18 protein-coding genes and 1 pseudogene are annotated in these 18756 nt (G+C 67.5%); 8 read left to right on the forward strand and 11 right to left on the reverse strand.

What is annotated here, in order from left to right; genetic code table 11:
• Positions 1–37: 37 nt before the first annotated feature.
• From BUB39_RS03440 to BUB39_RS03460, 5 genes are read right to left on the reverse strand one after another with little or no spacing between them, the layout of a single operon-like run.
• Positions 38–1684: a dipeptide ABC transporter ATP-binding protein gene (locus tag BUB39_RS03440; RefSeq protein ID WP_073051611.1), complete on the reverse strand. Its 1647-nt coding sequence runs from the start codon at positions 1682–1684 to the stop codon at positions 38–40.
• Positions 1681–2556, reverse strand: a complete 876-nt coding sequence (locus tag BUB39_RS03445; protein ID WP_210187021.1) for an ABC transporter permease — start codon at positions 2554–2556, stop codon at positions 1681–1683. Before BUB39_RS03445 ends, BUB39_RS03440 begins: the two co-directional genes overlap by 4 nt.
• Positions 2553–3554: an ABC transporter permease gene (locus BUB39_RS03450; protein WP_210187022.1), complete on the reverse strand. Its 1002-nt coding sequence runs from the start codon at positions 3552–3554 to the stop codon at positions 2553–2555. Before BUB39_RS03450 ends, BUB39_RS03445 begins: the two co-directional genes overlap by 4 nt.
• A complete protein-coding gene (locus BUB39_RS03455) occupies positions 3551–5200 on the reverse strand; it encodes an ABC transporter substrate-binding protein (protein WP_139251327.1) in 1650 nt (549 codons plus the stop codon). The genes BUB39_RS03450 and BUB39_RS03455 overlap by 4 nt, the downstream gene beginning before the upstream one ends.
• Positions 5201–5251: 51 nt before the next feature.
• The gene (locus BUB39_RS03460) at positions 5252–6667 is read right to left on the reverse strand and encodes an LLM class flavin-dependent oxidoreductase (protein ID WP_073051612.1); all 1416 of its coding nucleotides are present in this window, start codon (positions 6665–6667) and stop codon (positions 5252–5254) included.
• Positions 6668–6936: 269 nt separating this feature from the next.
• On the opposite strand from BUB39_RS03460, the gene BUB39_RS03465 reads away from it, so the two are divergent.
• The 6 genes from BUB39_RS03465 (at position 6937) to BUB39_RS25115 (ending at position 13242) form a co-directional block, all read left to right on the forward strand.
• Positions 6937–8163, forward strand: coding sequence for an acyl-CoA dehydrogenase family protein (locus tag BUB39_RS03465; protein ID WP_073051613.1), 1227 nt, complete (start codon positions 6937–6939; stop codon positions 8161–8163).
• Between the two features lie 20 nt (positions 8164–8183).
• Positions 8184–9596, forward strand: coding sequence for an LLM class flavin-dependent oxidoreductase (locus BUB39_RS03470; RefSeq protein WP_073051614.1), 1413 nt, complete (start codon positions 8184–8186; stop codon positions 9594–9596).
• A gap of 58 nt (positions 9597–9654) precedes the next feature.
• Positions 9655–10830 carry an FMNH2-dependent alkanesulfonate monooxygenase gene (gene ssuD, locus BUB39_RS03475; RefSeq protein WP_073051615.1) on the forward strand — a complete coding sequence of 392 codons (1176 nt, stop codon included), beginning with the start codon at positions 9655–9657 and terminating at the stop codon, positions 10828–10830.
• Positions 10827–12227 carry an FAD/NAD(P)-binding protein gene (locus tag BUB39_RS03480; protein WP_073051616.1) on the forward strand — a complete coding sequence of 467 codons (1401 nt, stop codon included), beginning with the start codon at positions 10827–10829 and terminating at the stop codon, positions 12225–12227. Before ssuD ends, BUB39_RS03480 begins: the two co-directional genes overlap by 4 nt.
• Before the next feature lie 209 nt (positions 12228–12436).
• Positions 12437–13018, forward strand: coding sequence for a carbonic anhydrase (locus BUB39_RS03485; protein ID WP_073051617.1), 582 nt, complete (start codon positions 12437–12439; stop codon positions 13016–13018).
• 80 nt (positions 13019–13098) lie between these two features.
• Positions 13099–13242 carry a hypothetical protein gene (locus BUB39_RS25115; RefSeq protein WP_244540208.1) on the forward strand — a complete coding sequence of 48 codons (144 nt, stop codon included), beginning with the start codon at positions 13099–13101 and terminating at the stop codon, positions 13240–13242.
• Positions 13243–13263: 21 nt separating this feature from the next.
• Here BUB39_RS25115 and BUB39_RS03490 read toward each other — a convergent pair whose 3' ends face one another.
• The 6 genes from BUB39_RS03490 to BUB39_RS03515 are packed head-to-tail and all read right to left on the reverse strand — an operon-like array spanning position 13264 to position 17795.
• Positions 13264–13773, reverse strand: a complete 510-nt coding sequence (locus BUB39_RS03490) for a cupin domain-containing protein (RefSeq protein WP_073051618.1) — start codon at positions 13771–13773, stop codon at positions 13264–13266.
• Between the two features lie 23 nt (positions 13774–13796).
• The gene (locus BUB39_RS03495; protein ID WP_342168769.1) at positions 13797–14450 is read right to left on the reverse strand and encodes a glutathione S-transferase; all 654 of its coding nucleotides are present in this window, start codon (positions 14448–14450) and stop codon (positions 13797–13799) included.
• Positions 14444–15922, reverse strand: a complete 1479-nt coding sequence (locus BUB39_RS03500) for an FAD/NAD(P)-binding protein (protein WP_073051619.1) — start codon at positions 15920–15922, stop codon at positions 14444–14446. Before BUB39_RS03500 ends, BUB39_RS03495 begins: the two co-directional genes overlap by 7 nt.
• Positions 15912–16205 (reverse strand): Dabb family protein, encoded by a 294-nt coding sequence (locus BUB39_RS03505; RefSeq protein WP_073051620.1) that lies wholly within the window; start codon positions 16203–16205, stop codon positions 15912–15914. The genes BUB39_RS03500 and BUB39_RS03505 overlap by 11 nt, the downstream gene beginning before the upstream one ends.
• A complete protein-coding gene (locus BUB39_RS03510) occupies positions 16202–16561 on the reverse strand; it encodes a cupin domain-containing protein (RefSeq protein WP_073051621.1) in 360 nt (119 codons plus the stop codon). The genes BUB39_RS03505 and BUB39_RS03510 overlap by 4 nt, the downstream gene beginning before the upstream one ends.
• Positions 16539–17795: a Tm-1-like ATP-binding domain-containing protein gene (locus tag BUB39_RS03515; RefSeq protein WP_073051622.1), complete on the reverse strand. Its 1257-nt coding sequence runs from the start codon at positions 17793–17795 to the stop codon at positions 16539–16541. Before BUB39_RS03515 ends, BUB39_RS03510 begins: the two co-directional genes overlap by 23 nt.
• Before the next feature lie 12 nt (positions 17796–17807).
• On the opposite strand from BUB39_RS03515, the gene BUB39_RS03520 reads away from it, so the two are divergent.
• On the forward strand, positions 17808–18326 hold the full coding sequence (locus tag BUB39_RS03520; RefSeq protein WP_342168819.1) for an ABC transporter permease subunit: 519 nt from the start codon (positions 17808–17810) through the stop codon (positions 18324–18326).
• Positions 18323–18745, forward strand: a pseudogene (locus BUB39_RS25950) (ABC transporter permease); the annotation flags it as partial. The gene BUB39_RS03520 and the pseudogene BUB39_RS25950, both read left to right, overlap by 4 nt.
• Positions 18746–18756 lie beyond the last annotated feature (11 nt).

An 18756-nucleotide genomic window follows, 5' to 3' on the forward strand; every position in this document is an offset into this window, starting at 1 on the left:
GCGGCATGGCCGGCGCTCATGCGCGCGCCGGGCGGCCTTAGCCAGGGAGGCTCGCCCCGACGGCGTCCAGACCTGCGACATGCGCCGGAATGGCCGCGACCAGCTTCTGCGTGAACAGATGCTGCGGGTTGCCGAGGACCTCTTCGGTCGGACCACGCTCGACAACCCTGCCGCCAAACATGACCAGCACCTCGTCGCTCACCTGACGGATGACGCCGAGATCGTGCGAGATGAAGAGATAGGCGACGCCCGTCTCGCGCTGCAACTCGTCGAGCAGTTCCAGCACCTGCGCCTGCACCGACACATCGAGCGCCGAGACCGGCTCGTCGCAGACGATGACCTTAGGGCTCGCCGCGAGGCTGCGGGCAATCGCGATGCGCTGGCGCTGGCCGCCGGACAATTGCAAGGGCCGTCGCCCAGCGGTTTCGACCGGCAGACGGACGCGCTCCAGCAATTCGCCGATGCGTGTGGCATGCTCCGCAGCGGGGACGCCGCCCGCATCGAGCGCGTCACCGAGGATTTCGGCCACCGTCCAGCGCGGATCGAACGAACTCAGCGGATCCTGGTAGACGACGCCGAGATGCGGCCTCTGTCGCCGTCGGTCGCGCTCGCGCACCCTCGCCTCGCCTGAGCCTGCCCAGGGCGCGCCATCGAACCGGACCGCGCCGTGGTCAGGATCGAGCAGCCCGAGCGCGATCCGCGCGGTGGTCGATTTGCCAGAGCCGCTCTCGCCGACAATGCCGATCGTCCGGCCCGCCTTCAGCGCGAAGCCGACATCGTCGACCGCGACCCGATCGACACCGTCCGGACCGACATAGGACTTCACCAGGCCGTCCGCTTCGAGGACCGTCTCGGTCGTAGCCGGCGCCGCGCGGGGCTTCCGCGGCCGCGCGCCGGGAACGGAGTTGATCAGGAGCCGCGTATAGGCGTGGCGCGGCCGGCTCAGCACCTCGGCTGTCGGCCCCTGCTCCATCGCCTCGCCATGATTGAGCACGACGACCTCGTCGGCGATGCGCGAAACGACCGCGAGATCGTGGCTGATGATGAGAAGCCCGGTACCGCGCTGCTTGATGGTCTCGAGCAGCGCAAGGATCTGCGCCTGCACCGTTGTATCCAGCGCCGTCGTCGGCTCATCCGCAATCAGGATCGGCGGATCGAGCGCGAGCGCCGTGGCAATGAGCGCGCGCTGGCGCAAGCCCCCGGAGAGCTGATCCGGCCGCTGGCGCGCCCGCAGCTCGGGTTCCGGGATGCCGACGCTGTCGAGCAGTTCGAGTACGCGCCGCTTGCGGCTGGCTGCCGTACCCCAGCCATGGGCCGCGAGCGCCTCGGCAATCTCGTCGCCGACGACGCGCAGCGGATCGAGCGAGACCAGCGCATCCTGCAGCACGAAGCCGATGTCCTTGCCGCGCAGCCGCCGCCAAGCGCGCTCATCAAGGGCCGAGAGGTCAATGTTGCCATAGCGCAGCGCACGCGCCGTTACGTCGGCGCCGTCTCCGGCCAGCCCGACCAGTGAGCGGGCGGTGACACTCTTGCCGGAGCCGGATTCGCCGACAAGCGCGACGGCCTTGCCCGGCGCGACGGTGAACGACACATCGCTGACCACGCGCCGCCTGTGCACGCCACGCCCAAGCGTGACCGCGAGGCCTTCGACCACCAGCGCCGGCCTGACTGTCGCTTCGGTCATGGCAGCCGGCCTTCGAGGCGGCGCTGCAGATAGCGGCCGACCATGGTGGTCGACAGCGTCGTCAGCACGATGAAGAGGCCAGGGAAGAAGGTCACCCACCAGGCGCGCTGCACGAAGTCGCGGCCCATCGACAGCATTGTGCCCCATTCGGCGGCCGGCGGCTTGGCGCCGAGGCCGAGAAAGGACAGCGCCGACGACCAGACGATCGCCTGGCCAATGCCCATCGTCACCGTGACGATCAGCGGCCGCATGGCGTTCGGCAGGATATGGCGGCGGATGATCCGGGCTGGCGAATGGCCGAGCGCGCGCGCCGCCTCGACATAGCCGGCATGGCGCGCGCTGACGACCTGTCCGAGCACCATCCGCGCATAACCGGGGACATTGCCGATGCCGGTCGCGATGATCAGCGGCCCGATGCCGTTGCCGAGATGCGAGGCGAAGAGCAGCGCCAGGATGAGCGTGGGGAACGAGAACAGGACGTCGAGCGTCCATCCGACGGCGCGCTGCGTGATGCGGCCGCCGAGGCCGCCGATAAGGCCGAGCGCAATGGCAAGGGTCATCGACACCGCGACCGCGCCGACGCCTAGCAGCAGCGATTGGCGGGCGCCATAGATGACGCGGGTGAAGATATCGCGGCCGGACTGGTCGGTGCCGAAGAGATGCGCCGGACCCGGCGGCTGGAACGCCTCGCGCGGCGCGATCGCAAGCGGATTGGCGGCCGTGAACAGCCTTGGCTCGATCGCTGCGAGGATGAGGAGAACGAGGAACAGGCACGGGATCACGGCGCTCGCGGGCGGCAGCCGGCCGATACGGATGTGCGAGGCGATGGCGCGGCCGGGCAGGGCGTCGGACAAAGTCATGGGCGATGTCATAGGTGCTGCGCCTTCAGACGGGGATCAACGAGGACGAAGATGAGATCGGCGGCGGCGCTCGCCAGGATGTAGACGAGCGTCACCAACAGCGTGACGCCGATCGTCAGCGGCATGTCCTGCCGCGTCACCGCCTGATAGAGCACGCGGCCGAGCCCCTGCCGCGAGAAGATGACTTCGACCAGCACCGCATTGCCGATCAGCGAGCCGACCGCCCAGGCCGACAGGCTGATCCCGGGAAGCACGGCGTGGCGCAGCGCATGGCGCCAGCGCACCGCCCCGTCGGAGAGGCCGCGAGTCCTTGCCGACAGGATGAACGGCTGGTCGAGCGCGAGTTCGAGCGACTCGCGCGTCACCTGCGCCAGGAAGCCGGCAAGCGGCAGTGCGAGCGCGAGGGTCGGCAGGACGAGGCTAAGCGCGCCTTGATTGCCCTGTGGCGGGAACCAGCGGAGGCCGAAGGCGAAGATCGCAAGCAACACCAGCGCCAGCCAGAATTGCGGCAGCGCGGCGCTGATCGTCTCAAGCGCCGAGCCAAGCCCTTGCAGCAGCGGATGGCGGCGCGTCGTCGCCATCACGGAGGCGAGCGCCAGTAGCCAGGCAACGACGATGGAGGAAGCCATCAGCTGCAGAGTCGGGCCCACCTGGGCCGCGATCACGTCGACGACCGGCTGGCGCTGCGAGAACGACATGCCGAGATTGCCGCTGGCAAGGCGGCTCATATAGAGGCCGTACTGGACGTGCAGGGGCTGGTCGAGCCCGAACTCGGCGATCGTGGCGGCGATCGTGGCTGGGCTCGGATTGGCGGTCGGGCCGCCGAGAACGGCCCGGACAGGATCGCCCGGCGTCAGATGCAGGGCGAAGAAGGTGACGGTCGCGGAGGCGAAGAGGACCAGCACTGCCGCCAGCACGCGAGAGAGGACACGGCGGCCTGCCGATCCGATCCGGCGGCGGGAGAGGAGGCCCGCCGCAGTGCCTGCCGCCGAGACCGTCACCGAGCTCACTTCTGGACCCAGGCGTCGTAGAGGGTCGTCACCGAGAGCGACGGCTCGAGCCGCACGCCCTTCGCGGTCTTGTAGACGCCGAGGCGGGTCGACTGCGGGAAGGTCAGCACCTGCAGGAAGTTGGAGGCGACGATCTTCTGGGCGTCGTAGTAGAGCTTGCGCCGTGCCTCCGGGTCCTGCGTCTCTAGCGCCTTGTTCACCAGGGCATCGAATTCGGCATTCTTGAAGCCGGATGCGTTCTGGTGATAGCCGCCCGAACCGGCCGCGCCCAAGAACTCCGAACTGAGCACGATGCGCAGGACATCGGCGGTGTTGGTGTTCCAGTATTCGGGAATGACGTCGTAGTTCCACGTCGCCTGGCGGTCGAGCCATTCGCTGAAGCCGAGCGGCTCGAGCTGGACGTCGAAGCCGGTGCCGATCGCCGTCGCCTGGATCTGCTCCCACAGCGAGCGCTCGGCCGGCCCCTGGAAGTCGCCGATCGGGACATGGATCGTCAGCGGCTTGCCGTCCTTCTGGCGGATGCCGTTGGCGTCCTTTTCCGTCCAGCCGGCTTCATCGAGCAGCGCGTTGGCGCGCTCCGGATCATAGTCGTAGAGGCTCTTGAAATCGGGCGTCGCGAAGGGCGTCGCGGCGCTGAGCGGGCCGGGGGCGCGCTTGTAGCGACCGAAGAAGACGCTATCGAGCGCGCTGGAGATGTCGGCCGAACGCACGAAGGCCTCGCGGACGCGGATATCGTCGAACGGCGCGCGGGTGGTATTGATCGCGCCGTTGGTCGGGTTGCCCGGCCGATCGGCGATGATCAGCTTGAGGTCCGGGTTCTGCTCGGCCTCTGCCTCCGATTCCGGCGGCACCGCCTCGATGACGTCGACATCGCCGCTCGCGAGCGAGGCAAAGCGCACGGACGGCTCAGGAATGAACTTCCAGATAACCTGATCGAGATAGGCCGGCCCCTGATGCGCAGCCGTCGGCGGGGCCGAGTTGTAGTCCGGATTGCGCTCGAGCACGATCTGGCTCTGGCGGTCCCACTTGATGATCTTGAACGGGCCGGTGCCAACCGGGGTCTCGCAGTTCTCGTTGCGCGGACGGGCAAGCGCGCCCGGCGCCTCGATGCCGAGGAAGCCCTGCGCCAGCACTTCGAGGAAGGCCGCATAGGGCTTCGACAGCGTGACGACGGCGGTGAACTCGTCCGGCGTCTCGGTCTTCACATATTGCTGGATGTAGCCGCCGGCGGTGGACGATTGCGTCGCCGGGTTCTTGATGTGGTCGAGATTGGCCTTCAGCGCCGCGGCGTTGAACTTCTCGCCATTGGTGAATTTCACGTCGTCGCGGAGCTTGAACGTATAGGTCTTGCCGTCGTCCGAGACGGTCCAGCTCTTGGCGAGCCAAGGCCCAATGTTGCCGTCCTTGTCCTGCGAGACGAGGGAATCCGTATATTGCTGGGCGATGAACACCTGCGGCATGTCGCCGTCGACATGCGGATCGAGGCAGGTCGGCTCGCGGTCGGTCGCGTAGATCAGCGTGCCGCCCTTGACCGGCTCGTCGGCGCCGAAGGCCGGCAGGATCGCGGCGCCGAGCGCTGCGAGGCCAACGGAGGCGAGCAAACTCGTGGTGCGCGCCGGTTGGCGCCACCTGTTCAGGGTCATCATGGATCAGATCCTCTTGGGAACGTGAATGTCTGAAGGCGTGAGGCAGCTGGACTATCCGGCGGCGGCAAGCGGTTGTTCGCGGGCGAGCGCTTCGGCGCGCTTCACCGCCTCGATGTCGCGGTAGCGGGCGCCCGGATGGTTCTCGGGCAGATAGGGACCATCGCCGAACAGCTTCTCGCGCAGCGTGCCGGGCGCGTAGGCGGACGGGTAGGCGCCGCGCCGCTGCAGCTCGGGCACGAGATAGCCGACGATGTCCTCGAAGGTACCGGGCTCGATCGCGTAGCAGAGGTTGAAGCCGTCGACATCGGTCTCGGCGACCCAGTCCTGGAGGATGTCGGCCACTGTCTCGGCCGAACCGACGAAGACCGGCCCGGCCCCGCCGATGCCACCCCAGCGGGCGAGTTCCTCGATCGTCCAGGGCTTGTCGCGATCCTCGAGCCGATCCATCAGCGATGTGAGGCCGGGATTACCGACGCGGCGGACGAGATCCGTCGGCGCGAACGCTCCGAAATTGATGCCGCTCCAGCCCGACATGAAGACGAGGGAGCCTTCGAAGGAGGTGTACTCCTGCAGCTTTGCGAACTTCGCGGCCGCCTTGGCATCGGTCTCGTCGACGATGACCGTGACGAGCGTGTAGACGTTGAGCTTGCGCGGATCTCGCCCGGCCGCCGCCGCCCGCGCGCGGATATCGGCGACATAGCTTTTCAGGAACGGCTTCGACAGCGCGCCGACGAAGACGCATTCCGCGTTGCGGCCGGCGAAGCTCCGGCCGGCCTCGGACTGGCCCGCCTGGAACAGCAGCGGCGTCCGCTGCGGCGAGGGCTCGCTGAGATGATAGCCCGGAACGTCGAAATGCCGGCCCTTGTGGCCGATCGCGTGCACCTTGGAGGGATCGGCGAAGATGCGGCGTGCCTTGTCGCGCAGCACGGCGCCGTCCTCCCAGCTGCCCTCGAACAGCTTGTAGAGCACCTCGAGATACTCTTCCGCGACGTCGTAACGATCGTCGTGCTGCTTGAGCCCGGTCTCGCCGACATTGCGCGCGCCGCTCTCGAGATAGGACGTAACAATGTTCCAGGCCACGCGGCCCTTGGTCAGGTGGTCGGCGGTCGAGAGGCGGCGGGCAAAGGTGTAGGGGTGTTCGAACGACGTCGAGGCCGTGATCCCGACGCCGATATGCTGGGTATCGATGGTGATCGGCACCGCAAGCTGGAGCGGGTCGTTAACGGGAATCTGCGCGGCCTGTAGCAGGGCGTGATCGATATTGCCGTTGTAGACATCGTAATATCCGACGACATCGGCAATGAAGATGCCATCAAATATGCCGCCTTCAAGCAACTTCGCCAGCTTCACCCAGTGATCGACATCCTTGTATCGCCAGGATTGATCGTCAGGATGGGCCCAAAGGCCCGGAGACTGATGCCCGACGCAGTTCATCTCGAATGCGTTGAAGCGAATATGCCGCGTCACTTCCTGATTTCCATCGATGTCCGGTTGGCTTGATCCCTAGACGGTAGGCCACGCCGAGCCTTGGCGACAGGAACGGACCATGCCTTGATAGCGAGCCCCGAGGAAAATTCGGCCAATGTCGGGCCGCAGGAAGACGCGAAACCACTCAGGGCACGAAATTTCACGACTGAGCCTATCGACAATATCGTCTTCCTGTATCGAACCCCGCCCGTCCGCTATCCCTGTTGCTAAGCCCAACGCGAGGGGCGGCAGCAGGTGGAACGAACGACATGACACAGATCGAGAATGGCTGGGGCGCCGGACCCTCGCTTGATTACGAGGTGCTGGCCGCACCGTTCCGCCCGGTCTTCGCGCGGATCGCCGAGGAGGCCGTCGCCCGCGAGGTGGATCGGCGGCTGCCATTCACGGAAATCGGATGGCTAAAGGAGGCCGGCTTCGGCGCGGTGCGCCTGCCGAGGGAGAGCGGCGGCAGCGGGGCGTCGCTCCCCGAGCTCTTTGCGCTGCTCATCGAATTGTCCGCGGCCGATTCAAACCTCACCCAGGCGCTTCGCGCCCATTTCGGCTTCACCGAGGATGTCGTCTCAAGCCGCGACGACGAGCATCGGCGGACCTGGTCGGCGCGGATCGCCGCCGGCGACATCGTCGGCAACGCCTGGTCGGAAATCGGCGATGCAAAGCAGCAGACCTTCTCGACCCGGGTCGAGAAGAATGGCCATGGCTGGACATTGAACGGCGCCAAGTTTTACACGACCGGGTCTCTGTTCGCCGAATGGATCGATGTCGGCGCCAGCGCCGAGGACGACGTCTCGGTCGGCGTCATCGTCGCCAGCAATAGCCCCGGTGTCGCCGTCGTCGACGACTGGGACGGCTTTGGCCAGATCGGAACGGCGAGCGGCACCGCGACCTTCACCGACGTCGTGGTCGAGGCGGAGCAGATCGTCGCCGACAACGACCGCTTCCGCTATGGCCAGGCGTTCTTCCAGCTCGTGCATCTAGCGACGCTGGCCGGCGTCGGCCGAGCGGCGGCCTCCGACCTCGCCGCCCGCGTCGCGGCCCGGACCCGCCACTACACCAATGGCGCCGGTCCGCGGTCGAGCCAGGATCCGCAGGTGCTGCAGATCGTCGGACGCGTCCGCGCCGCCGCCTATGCCTCCGGCGCCATCGTGCTCAAGGCCGCCGAGGCTCTGCAGCGCGCCTTCGATGCGCGCCTTGCGGGCGACGAGGAGGCCGAGCGCCTTGCGACCAACATCGCCGACATCGAGGCCGCCCAGGCCCAGACCGTCGTGACAGACCTGATCCTCGAGGCGACCACGCTCGTCTTCGACGCCCTCGGCGCCTCGGCGACGCGCAAGGATGCCGCGCTCGACCGCTTCTGGCGCAACGCCCGGACGCTCTCCTCGCATAATCCGCGCATCTATAAGCATCGCATTATCGGCGACTTTGCCGTGAACGGCACGCCCCATCCCGACCAGTGGCGCATCGGCCGCGTCGCCTGACGCCACGAGGAAGAGAGTCCATGACCCGCCAGATCCGCTTCAACGCCTTCGACATGAACTGTGTCGGCCACCAATCGCCCGGCCTGTGGGCGCATCCGCGCGACCGGTCGTGGAAATACAAGGATCTCGACTACTGGCAGGATCTCGGACGCACGCTCGAGCGCGGGATCTTCGATGGCATCTTCATCGCCGACGTAATCGGCTACTACGACGTCTACAAAGGCAATCTCGATCACGCGATTGCGCAGGCGGCGCAGATCCCGGTCAACGATCCGCTGCAGCTCGTCGCCCCGATCGCGCTCGCGACCGAGCATCTCGGCATCGGCATCACCGTATCGACCTCGTTCGAGCATCCCTACACCTTCGCCCGCCGTCTCTCGACCGCCGATCACCATTCGAAGGGCCGCGTCGGCTGGAACATCGTGACGTCCTATCTGGAAAGCGGCGCCCGCAATATCGGTCAGGGCGGACTGAAGCAGCATGACGACCGCTACGAGATCGCGACCGAATATCTCGAAGTCCTCTACAAGCTCCTGGAAGGAAGCTGGGAGGACGGCGCGGTGCTCCGGGACAAGGAGCGGCGCATCTTCACCGATCCCGCCAAGGTGCATGAGATTGGCCACAAGGGCCGCTTCTTCGACGTTTCCGGCTATCACCTCTGCGAACCCTCGCCGCAGCGGACGCCATTGCTCTACCAGGCCGGGACGTCCGGCCCAGGCCGCCGCTTCGCGGCGCAGAACGCCGAATGCGTGTTCATCGCCGCGCCGACCAAGACCATCCTCAAGAAGCATGTGCACGATATCCGCGAGCGCGCGGCGGCACTCGGGCGAGATCCGCGCAAGATGTTCTTCTACAATTTGCAGACCGTGATCGTCGCGGAAACGGACGCGGCGGCGCAGGCAAAGTTCGAGGAATATCAGCGCTATGTCAGCTATGACGGTTCGCTGGTGTTCATGTCGGGCTGGACCGGCATCGATCTCGGCCAGTATCTGCCGACCGACCTCGTGCAGAAGATCGAGACCAATGCCGGCCGCGCGGCGATCGACGCCATCACCGACGGCGATCCCGGCCGCCGCTGGACCGTCGACGAGATTGCGCGCTGGGGCGGGATCGGCGGCCTCGGGCCGGTCATCGTGGGATCGCCGACGACAGTTGCCGATATCCTGCAGGAATGGGTGGAGGAGACCGATGTCGACGGCTTCAACCTCGCTTATGCGGTGACGCCCGAAAGCTTCGAGGACGTCGTAAACCTGCTCGTGCCCGAACTTCAACGCCGCGGCGCCTATCCGACCGCCTATCAACCCGGAACCTTGCGTGAGAAGCTGTTCGGCGCGGGGCCACGCCTCGAAGCACCGCATCCGGCCGCGCGCTATCGCGATATCGAGGCCGTCAAGCGCGACGAGGCCGCCCTGCGGCAGGGCAGCGCCGCCTGAACCGACGACGGGCCGCCCGAGGCCCATGCCATTCCTTCCTCACGGACCTCACCGAACCATGACCGCCGCACCCATCCCCGACAAGATCAACGTCCTCTGGTTTCTGCCGACCCATGGCGACAGCCGCTATCTCGGCACGTCCGAGGGCGGCCGCGCCGTCGACCTGCCCTATCTCAAGCAGGTGGCGCAGGCCGCAGACTCGATCGGCTATTATGGCGCGCTGCTGCCGACCGGGCGCAGCTGCGAAGACAGCTGGGTGGTCGCCTCGGCACTCGCCCCGCTCACCGAGCGGCTGCGCTTCCTCGTCGCCGTCCGGCCGGGCCTGCAGTCGCCGACGCTCGCCGCCCGCATGACCGCGACGCTCGACCGGATATCGAACGGGCGGCTGCTGATCAATGTCGTGACGGGCGGCGATCCGATCGAGAACAAGGGTGACGGCATCTTCCAGAGCCACACCGAGCGCTACCAGGTCACGAGCGAGTTCCTCGACATCTACAAGGCGGTTCTCGCGGGCGAGACAGTCGATATCGAGAGCGACCACTTCCACATCGAGGGCGGCAAGCTCCTGTTCGCGCCGGCGCAGGCGCCGCATCCCCCGCTCTATTTCGGCGGCTCGTCGGAGATCGGCATCGATATCGCGGCGCGCACCGTCGACAAGTATCTCACCTGGGGCGAGCCGCCTGCCGCCGTCGCCGAGAAGCTCGCCGTCGTCCGCGCCAAGGCCGAGGAGAAGGGCCGCACGCTCAGCTATGGCATTCGCCTGCATGTCATCGTGCGCGAGACGACCGCCAAAGCGTGGGAAGCGGCCGATGAGTTGATCAGCCGGCTCGACGACGCGACCATCGCCAACGCGCAGCAGGTGTTTGCGCGGATGGATTCCGTCGGGCAGAGCCGGATGTCGCAACTGCATGGCGGCCAGCGCGACAAGCTCGAGATCAGCCCCAATCTCTGGGCCGGCGTCGGCCTTGTGCGCGGCGGTGCCGGCACGGCGCTCGTCGGCGATGCCGAGACGGTTGCGGCGCGCATCGACGAATATCGCCGGCTCGGCATCGACACCTTCATCCTGTCCGGCTATCCGCATCTCGAGGAGGCCTATCGCTTCGGCGAACTGGTGCTCCCGCGACTGCCCCTTGCGCATGCCGGCCCACGTGCGAATGTCTCGGTCAACATGGGACCGTTCGGAGAAACCATCGCGGGCGATCACAGGCCGGCTTCGCGCGCTGCCGCATCATGACCAGCGTGCCGCCGCCAACGATCGTCCTCATCGGCGGCGGCTTCACCGGCGCGGCGATCGCTTGGCATTTCGATCGGCTGGGTGATGGTGCCGCGCGGCTCGTCATCATCGAGCCACGCGAGCGGCTCGGCGGCGGCGTCGCCTACAGCGCGGACGATCCGGCCTTCCGGATCAATGTGCCCGCCTCGAAGATGAGCATCGACCCGGACGACGGCGAAGATTTCACGCGCTGGCTGGCCGCGACCGATGCGCTCGCCGGCGATCCCGATGCCGTGATGCCCGACGGGCGGCGCTTCCCGCAGCGCTCCGTGTTCGGCGCCTATGTCGCCGCGCGGATTGCGCCGCTCCTCGCCGATGGCCGTCTCGAGCATGTCCGGGCGAGCGCGACATCGGTCACGCGGACGGCGGCGGGCTTTGTCGTCGACTGCGATGACGGCCGCGCTGTTGTCGCCGATCTCGTCGTGCTCGCGGTCACCCATCCCGCGCCGGAACCGCCGGCCGTGCTCCGTCGCAGCCTTGCCGGCCATCCCCGCTTCATTGCCGATACAACCCTGCCCGGCGCGCTCGACGCGATCAGGCCTGACGACCGCGTGCTCGTCGTCGGCACCGGCCTGACCGGCGCCGACATCATCGCCTCGCTCGACCGCCGCGGCCATCGCGGGCCCGTCACCGCCATCGCCCGGCGCGGGCTGCGATCGAAGGGCCATCCGCCCTTGCCAGTCGAGCCCCGCGGCGACTTTGCGCAGGCTCCGGAGAGGACCGCGCGCGGACTGCTCCGTGCCATCAGGACGGAAGTCGCGGCGGCGACGGCAGCCGGACTGAGCTGGCACGGCGTCCTCGATACGGTGCGGACGCAGGGGCGAGCGATTTGGGGAGCCCTGCCGCCGGTGGAGCGCCGACGCCTCGTCCGGCATCTCCGACCCTATTGGGACGTGCATCGCTTCCGCATCGCGCCGCAAGTCGAAACGGCCCTCGACCGGCGCATCGCCGATGGTCGGCTCGATCTCTTCGCCGCATCGATCCAGGCCGCCGAGATCCGTGGCGATACGATCGCCGTCACGCTCCGCCGCCGCGGCGGCGCGATCGTCAAGCTGGACGTCGATGCCGTCCTGGTCGCGACCGGACCAGCGCATGGGGGCATAATCCGATCGCTGCCGGTCGCAGCGAGCCTTGCAGGCCAGGGCCTGGTCCAGGCCGACCCGTCCGGCCTCGGGATTCTGACGGACGCTAGCGGCCATGCGGTCGATCAGGCGGGGAGACCGGTCGCCGACCTCCTCGTCGGCGGCCCGCTGGCGCGTGGCACCTTCGGCGAGTTGATGGGATTGCCAGAAGTCTCCCTCTATGCCCGATTCATCGCGCAGGCGCTCGTCACGTGGAGATTGTCCACCGCCTCGTGAACCGACCAACTCAACTTCCGCGATTGAAGCAGAGCGATCGATGATCTATACGCTCAACGCACATTCTTGCGTTTAAGTTGTTCGTTCATTTCCCGAAGAGACCAGTTTTATATTTTATCAGCGGTCATAAAATTGAAATGAACTGATCGTGCCTGCCCGCAGACACTCCGTCATCTTGGTCGCCTCGAACCAGGCCGGAGAAAATACCCATGTCGATCTACGATGAAGTCCTCGCCGCGAACGGCGCCTATGTCGAAGGCTTCGGCGACAAGGGCAGCCTTGCCCTGCCGCCGGCGCGCGGCTTCGCGATCCTGACCTGCATGGATGCCCGCCTCGATCCGGCGAAATACGCCGGGCTCAGCGAGGGCGATGCGCATGTCATCCGCAATGCCGGCGGCCGGGCGACCGACGACGCGATCCGCTCGCTCGTCATCTCGCACAAGCTGCTCGGCACGCGCACGTGGTTCGTGATCCACCATACCAATTGCGGCATGGAGCTGTTCTCCGACGGGGTCATCGCCGACCTGCTCGAGGATGATCTCGAAACCGCGCGCTTCGACGGCAAGACCTGGACGAACCCGCACCACCATGGCGGCCACAGCGCCGGCCAGTTCATCAAGTGGCACACGATCAGCGGCCAGGAGCTCAGCGTCCTCCACGACGTCAAGCATATCCGCGAGCATCCGCTGGTGCCGGGCTATATCCCGATCTTCGGCTTCATCTACGACGTTCGCACCGGCCGCCTCAACGAGGTCGAGGAAGCGAGCGAGGCTGGCCGCCCGACGGCCTAGCACCTTCTCAACACAGACCGAGGGGCTCGCGGCGCTACAGGCGCCGCACTGCGCTGGCCGTCACCCAATTGGAGACCATGATGCGCCGTTCCCTTCGTCACCTGCACCGACACTGGCGCAACGCGCGCACCCACACGCTGCACGATGCCAACCGCTGGAAGTACCTGCATATCGGCAACTTCACGGCGAACGGAACCTATCCGCCGAACCACGGCCTGATCTGAGCTGCGGGGTGCGCCCGGGCGCTAGGGATGCTTGTGGATCGGGTCGACCCAGTAGACTTCCTCCGGCTTCTCGACGGGGTCGACGGTGTCGATGTTGACGACAACGGCTTCGTTGTCGGACCGGACGAGCACGCATTCGAGCGGATTGCCCGGATCGGCATTGATCTCCTGGTGCGGCACATAGGGCGGCACGAAGATGAAGTCACCGGGCTCGGCCTCGGCGACAAATTCGAGCCGGTCGCCCCAGCGCATGCGGGCGCGGCCGCGTACCACGAAGATGACGCTCTCGAGAGCGCCATGATGATGCACGCCGGTCTTGGCATTCGGCTGGATGGTCACAGTGCCGGCCCAGAGCTTCTGGGCGCCGACGCGCGCATGGTTGATCGCCGCCTGCCGGTACATGCCGGGCGTCTGCGCCGTATTGTCGTCGAGGCGGTCGCCCTTGATCACGCGCACGCCATCATGCTTCCAGCGGGGTTCATGCGGGTGGTCATGGTCGTGCGGGTCGTGGCCGTGATCGTGATCGCTCATTGGACGGTTTCCAGGTTCTGGGGTCAGCGGGCGCTGGCAAGTGCCGGAGCGGGGGCTGCCGAGACTGCAAAGGGACGCGTTTCCGCGAGGGCTGGCAAGGCGTCGGCGATGGCGAACCACTCGGCCGTCGCGGCATGTCCATTCCGCCAGTCGAGCGTCGGAAAGCGGAAGTCGAGAAAGCCCAGCGCAGCGGCATAGGTGATGGTGCCGATGGTCAGCGCGCCGCCGAGGGACCCGGCCTCGGCCTCGATGGCATCGAGCGCCGAGGCGATCTTCTGCTGCTGGCCGTCGACCCAGCCTGCCGAGCGCGCAGCATCCGGACGGATCAGCGCCTCGTAGCGGATGAGCAGCGCCGCATCGAGCAATCCGTCGCCGAGCGCCTGCTGGCGGAGCACGGTGAAGCGCGCGGCGCCACCGGCAGGCAGCAGCGTCTGGCCGGGCACGAGGCTCGCGAGATACTCGACGATGACGCGGCTGTCATAGAGCGCGCTGCCGTCCTCGGTGACGAGCGTCGGCACCTTGCCGAGCGGATTGGCCGGCAGGATCGCGGCGTCGCGATCAACCGGATGCGGCGTGCTGGCGATCAGCTCCAGCCGGTTTGCGAGGCCGAGCACGCGGGCCGAGGCGGTGACCTTGCGCGCAAAGGGTGACGTCGTCGAATGATAGAGTGTCAGCATGTCGGCTCCGCGATGCGCGAGGGAACGGCCGTGGCGTGACGGCCGGGAATGACGAGAAGATCGCCGCGCGCCGGTAGCGGGGCATCAGGCTCGAAGGCGCGGACGAGCGCGAGCGCCACCTCGGCCGCCTGCGCCGACAATTCGCGGATCCCGGCCAGCTCGCCGAACTGGCCGCGCGCCAGCAGACCGAGGGCAAAGATCGGCAAAGGCGCCGACGCCGACCCGATCGGTCGGCTGTCGGGGCCGACATGAAGACCGAGCTGCAGCGGGTCCGCCGCGATCTGGCCTTGCGCGGCGAGGTCGGCGAGGAACGGATTGCCGTCGATGAGCGCGTGCATCGAAGGCCCGGTCGCATTGACGACGTGACCGAACCGGCGCGTCTCTACGCCTGTCCTGCCACGGGGCCGGATAGCGACGCCAATGCCGTCGGCGGCGGCGCTGGCCACCTGGATGGTACCTGCTTCGATCGAGAGCCGTCCTTCGGCGCGGGCGGCGCGGACGGCATCGTCGACCGGCGGCGCGACCTGGTAGCGGTGCACGTCCCAGAAGGCGCGGAGATGCCGGACGACACGGCGGCGCTCGTCCTCGGGAAGACGGCGCCAGATCGCCCGTCCCTGCAGCCGTACCGCCTCGATGACGTCCTCCCAGCGGACACCGGCAGGGCCTCCCGCGCCGAGCACGGCGCGGACGGACTGCAGCAGCTCGAGCGCCGTATCGCCCGGCAGCGCCGCAAAGTTTCCTTGGGGCTGGTAGGGTCCAGGCTGCTTGCGCCGCTGCGTCAGGCCATGGCGCGACAGAGCGACAATGGCTCCGCGATGGCCGCGCCGTCCCAGCACCGCGACGACATCGGCCGTGGTGAGCCCGGTTCCGACGATGAGGACGCCGGCGTCTTCGACGATCCCGCTGAGCGCGCCGGGCTGCCATGGATCGACGATCAGGCGGGAGTCGCCGGCGAGGGGAGCGAGCGGCCCTGGCAGCGTCGGGCGCGGATTGCCGGTCGCGATGACGAGCGCATCAGCGGGGATCGAGGCGCCTTGGTCGGTCACCACACTTCCCTGCCGTAACGCGACCGCGTTCGCGCGCACATGATCGATGCTGACGGCCGGATTGACTGCCCGCGCAGCGGTGAGCAGCCCTCCGACATAGTCGCCGAAGAGCGTTCGTCGCGCATAGAAATCGCCGTTCGGCTGCAGACCGGCCGCATCCGCCGCAACCGCACCCTGAGCGTGGGCGTAGCGATCGAAATCGCCTGGTTCGTCCTGGAACACGGCCATGCGCGCGGCGGGGATGTTGATCCGGTGCACCGGCTCGTCGCCGGCATAGGCGATGCCGCGGCCGAGATCGGCCGCGGGCTCGATCAGCGTGACGCCGAGCGGGCGCGCGGCGAGCCGCGTCAGATGCAGCGCCAGCGCCGCGCCGCAGAAACCGCCACCGACGATGACGACCTGCGGCCCGCCGCTGTCAGACGGCATGGTCATGCTCGGCGAAATGGGCGATATGCGGCCCGCCGAAAGCCACCGCCGCGACATGGGCCGGATGGTCGAGATAGCGGTCAACGGCGGCGAGATCGTCGAAACTCGCGATCAGCACGAAGCGGTAGGATCCGGGCCGTTTGCCCTCGTCCTCGATGATCGCCCAGTCCAGGATCTCCGGTATCGCCTTCGGCAGGGCGTTCAACAGGCCGATCGCCTCGGCGATCACCGACTCTGGCGTCTCGGGCTTGTAGGTGAACAGCACGACATGCCGGATGGTCATGCCGGCACCTCGACCGTCTTCAGATAGTCGGCGAAGGGCAGGTCCGTGCCGCGATGCAGATGGCCCCAGCGGCCATGCTCCGGCATGACCCCGTAATAATAGATCGCGACCATCGGCTCGGTGACGACAAGCGAATGCTCGTGACCGGCTTCGGTCAGGAGTAGGTCGCCCGGGCCGAGGCGATACTCGATCCCCTCGCTCACTGCGTCGCCGGCGCCTTCGACGATGATCCAGTATTCGTGGCAGTCGTGGAAATGCAGTTCGACCTCGGCGCCGACCTTGTGGCGCGCGATCCCGTAATGCTGGGTCTCGCTCCAGGCGGGAAAGCGCTGATCATCCGGCGTGACTTTGGGCATGGGCCTCTCCTTGTGCGGCGATGAGGGTGAGCAGCCGCGCGACGCTGCGAGCGGCAAAGACGGGCTCGTTGATGTGGGCGTCAATCGGCTCGATCAGGACATGGACGCCGAGATGGGCGCGGAGAGCGCCAAACAGCGCCGCGTCTGCCTCCGGATCGAAGAAGCGTCCGCCGTCCGCGTCCATGGCCGAGACGCCCTTCAGCGGCAGCAGGACCGCGACGGGTCCCTTGGCGGCGTTGAGCTTCTCGGCGATGCGGCGGCCGATCTCGGCATTCTCCGCCGCCGTCGTCCGCATCAGCACGACATTGTCGTTGTAGCGATGGATCAGACGGTCGCCGAAACGGTCCGGAAAGGCGCCGGGGCCAAAGAAATTGACCATATCGAGTGCGCCCGGCGCGACGACCTGCGGCAGTCCCGCCCTCCCCGCCGCCTCGAGCCGCGTCGGACCGGCCGAGAGCGTGCCGCCGACGACCTCGTCGGCCCATTCGGTCGTCGTCAGATCGAGCACGGCAGCGAAATGGCCCTCGGCGATGAGGGCCTCCATCGTGCGGCCGCCGATGCCGGTGGCGTGGAACGGCACGAGTTCGTAGCCGGCCTCGGCGAGGAGGACGCGGCATTGCTCCACCGCCGGCGTGGTCACGCCAAACATCGATGCCGCGACCAGCCGGCGGCGATTGAGGCCTGCGGGCTGGCGCCGCGCCGCGACCATGCCTGCGAGCGCGCCGGCGGCATTGGCGAGGATCGGCGCGGAGAGCGCATTGACGCCGGAGAAATCCGTGACCGAATTCAGCATGGCGATGTCGCTGCCGCCGACATAGGGCAGCACATTGCTCGCGGCGACGGTCGAGACCATCACCTTGGGCACGCCGAGCGGCAGCGCCCGCATCATGGCGGTGCCGACCGACGTGCCGCCCGATCCGCCGATCGAAAGCACGCCGGCGAGCTGTCCCGTGCGGTGGAGGTCAGCGGCGATTGCCGCGCTCCCCGCCATCATCGCGTCGATCGCGGCGGCGCGGTCGCGCGATGCGCGCAGCGCCGCGAGGTCCGCGCCGCCGCGTTCGGCCACAAGGACGGCCGGGTAATCGGCGGCCTCGGGAGCATCGGAGAGGATGCCGAAATCGAGGATGCGGACGCGAAGGCCGCTCGCCTCGAGGCGCGCCTTGAGAAACGCCGCTTCTTCGCCCTTGGTATCGAGCGCCGCGGCGATCAGAGCGAAGGGTTCGGCCGCGCTCATGGCGCGGCCCGCCTGGTCGAAAGCGCCGCGAAGGCGGCGGTGTTGGCGCGCAGCGGTTCCTCGATCGGCATCCCGGCCTCGATGGTTCTGGCCCTTATCGCGATCGCAGCGCCTGGCTTTCTGGTGCATCGGACGCGGTTCGGCAGCCACCTCCAGGCGATCGGCGCGAGCCGGGCGCTAGCGGTGCTGAGCGGGCTCGCCATCAACAGAACGATCGTCCTCTCCTATCTCGTCGCCGCCGCCGCCACGGTTGCCGCTGTGACGCTGCTGGCGCGTGGCTCGGGCAACTCGCCGGGCTCGGAGGAGCCGCTGCTGCTCGAGATGGTGCTGGCGACCTTGATCGGCGCCGCCTTCTCGCGCCGCAGGACCGTGACCGTCTGGGGCGCGCTGCTCGGCGTCGTCCTCGTCACCGCCTTGTCGACCGGCTTCGCGCTGCTGCAGGTGAACATCTTCTGGGTGAGTGGCATCAAGGGCGGGCTGATCCTCATGGTGCTCATTGCCGCCGCCCTCGACGAACGGCTCCACCGATGAAGACGCCTGCCCTCAAGGCTGCGGTAGAGCTTGCGCTGCGCCACGGCCTCCTCGTCATTCTGGCTGCGCTGGTGATCGTCTTCTCGCTGAAGGCGCCGGCCTTTCACAGCCCGTCGAACCTCCTCGCGATCGCCGAGAACAGCGCAGTCCTCCTGATCGTCGCGCTGGCGATGACGCTGATCATCGCGTCCGGCGGCATCGATCTCTCCATCGGCGTCGCGATCGATTTCGGCGCGGCCTTCGCCCTCGTGGCGCTCGAGGACTATGGCGCTCCCTGGTATGTCGCGGTTTTCGCCGCCGTCCTCGGCGCAGCGCTGGTCGGCGCTTTCAATGCGCTGCTGATCGTCGGACTCGGAATCCGTCCGTTTCTTTCAACGCTGAGCACATTCTTGATCGGCAGCTCGATCCAGCGCATCTACACCGATGGCGG

Source organism: Kaistia soli DSM 19436 (assembly GCF_900129325.1).
Classification (GTDB): Bacteria; Pseudomonadota; Alphaproteobacteria; order Rhizobiales; family Kaistiaceae; genus Kaistia; species Kaistia soli.

Coding starts and splice junctions, on each gene's coding strand:
- BUB39_RS03440 (WP_073051611.1), bottom strand. CDS start 1,684: ATGACCGAAGCGACAGTCAGGCCGGCGCTGGTGGTCGAAGGCCTCGCG.
- BUB39_RS03445 (WP_210187021.1), bottom strand. CDS start 2,556: ATGACATCGCCCATGACTTTGTCCGACGCCCTGCCCGGCCGCGCCATC.
- BUB39_RS03455 (WP_139251327.1), bottom strand. CDS start 5,200: ATGATGACCCTGAACAGGTGGCGCCAACCGGCGCGCACCACGAGTTTG.
- BUB39_RS03465 (WP_073051613.1), top strand. CDS start 6,937: ATGACACAGATCGAGAATGGCTGGGGCGCCGGACCCTCGCTTGATTAC.
- BUB39_RS03470 (WP_073051614.1), top strand. CDS start 8,184: ATGACCCGCCAGATCCGCTTCAACGCCTTCGACATGAACTGTGTCGGC.
- ssuD (WP_073051615.1), top strand. CDS start 9,655: ATGACCGCCGCACCCATCCCCGACAAGATCAACGTCCTCTGGTTTCTG.
- BUB39_RS03480 (WP_073051616.1), top strand. CDS start 10,827: ATGACCAGCGTGCCGCCGCCAACGATCGTCCTCATCGGCGGCGGCTTC.
- BUB39_RS03485 (WP_073051617.1), top strand. CDS start 12,437: ATGTCGATCTACGATGAAGTCCTCGCCGCGAACGGCGCCTATGTCGAA.
- BUB39_RS25115 (WP_244540208.1), top strand. CDS start 13,099: ATGCGCCGTTCCCTTCGTCACCTGCACCGACACTGGCGCAACGCGCGC.
- BUB39_RS03490 (WP_073051618.1), bottom strand. CDS start 13,773: ATGAGCGATCACGATCACGGCCACGACCCGCACGACCATGACCACCCG.
- BUB39_RS03495 (WP_342168769.1), bottom strand. CDS start 14,450: ATGCTGACACTCTATCATTCGACGACGTCACCCTTTGCGCGCAAGGTC.
- BUB39_RS03500 (WP_073051619.1), bottom strand. CDS start 15,922: ATGCCGTCTGACAGCGGCGGGCCGCAGGTCGTCATCGTCGGTGGCGGT.
- BUB39_RS03505 (WP_073051620.1), bottom strand. CDS start 16,205: ATGACCATCCGGCATGTCGTGCTGTTCACCTACAAGCCCGAGACGCCA.
- BUB39_RS03510 (WP_073051621.1), bottom strand. CDS start 16,561: ATGCCCAAAGTCACGCCGGATGATCAGCGCTTTCCCGCCTGGAGCGAG.
- BUB39_RS03515 (WP_073051622.1), bottom strand. CDS start 17,795: ATGAGCGCGGCCGAACCCTTCGCTCTGATCGCCGCGGCGCTCGATACC.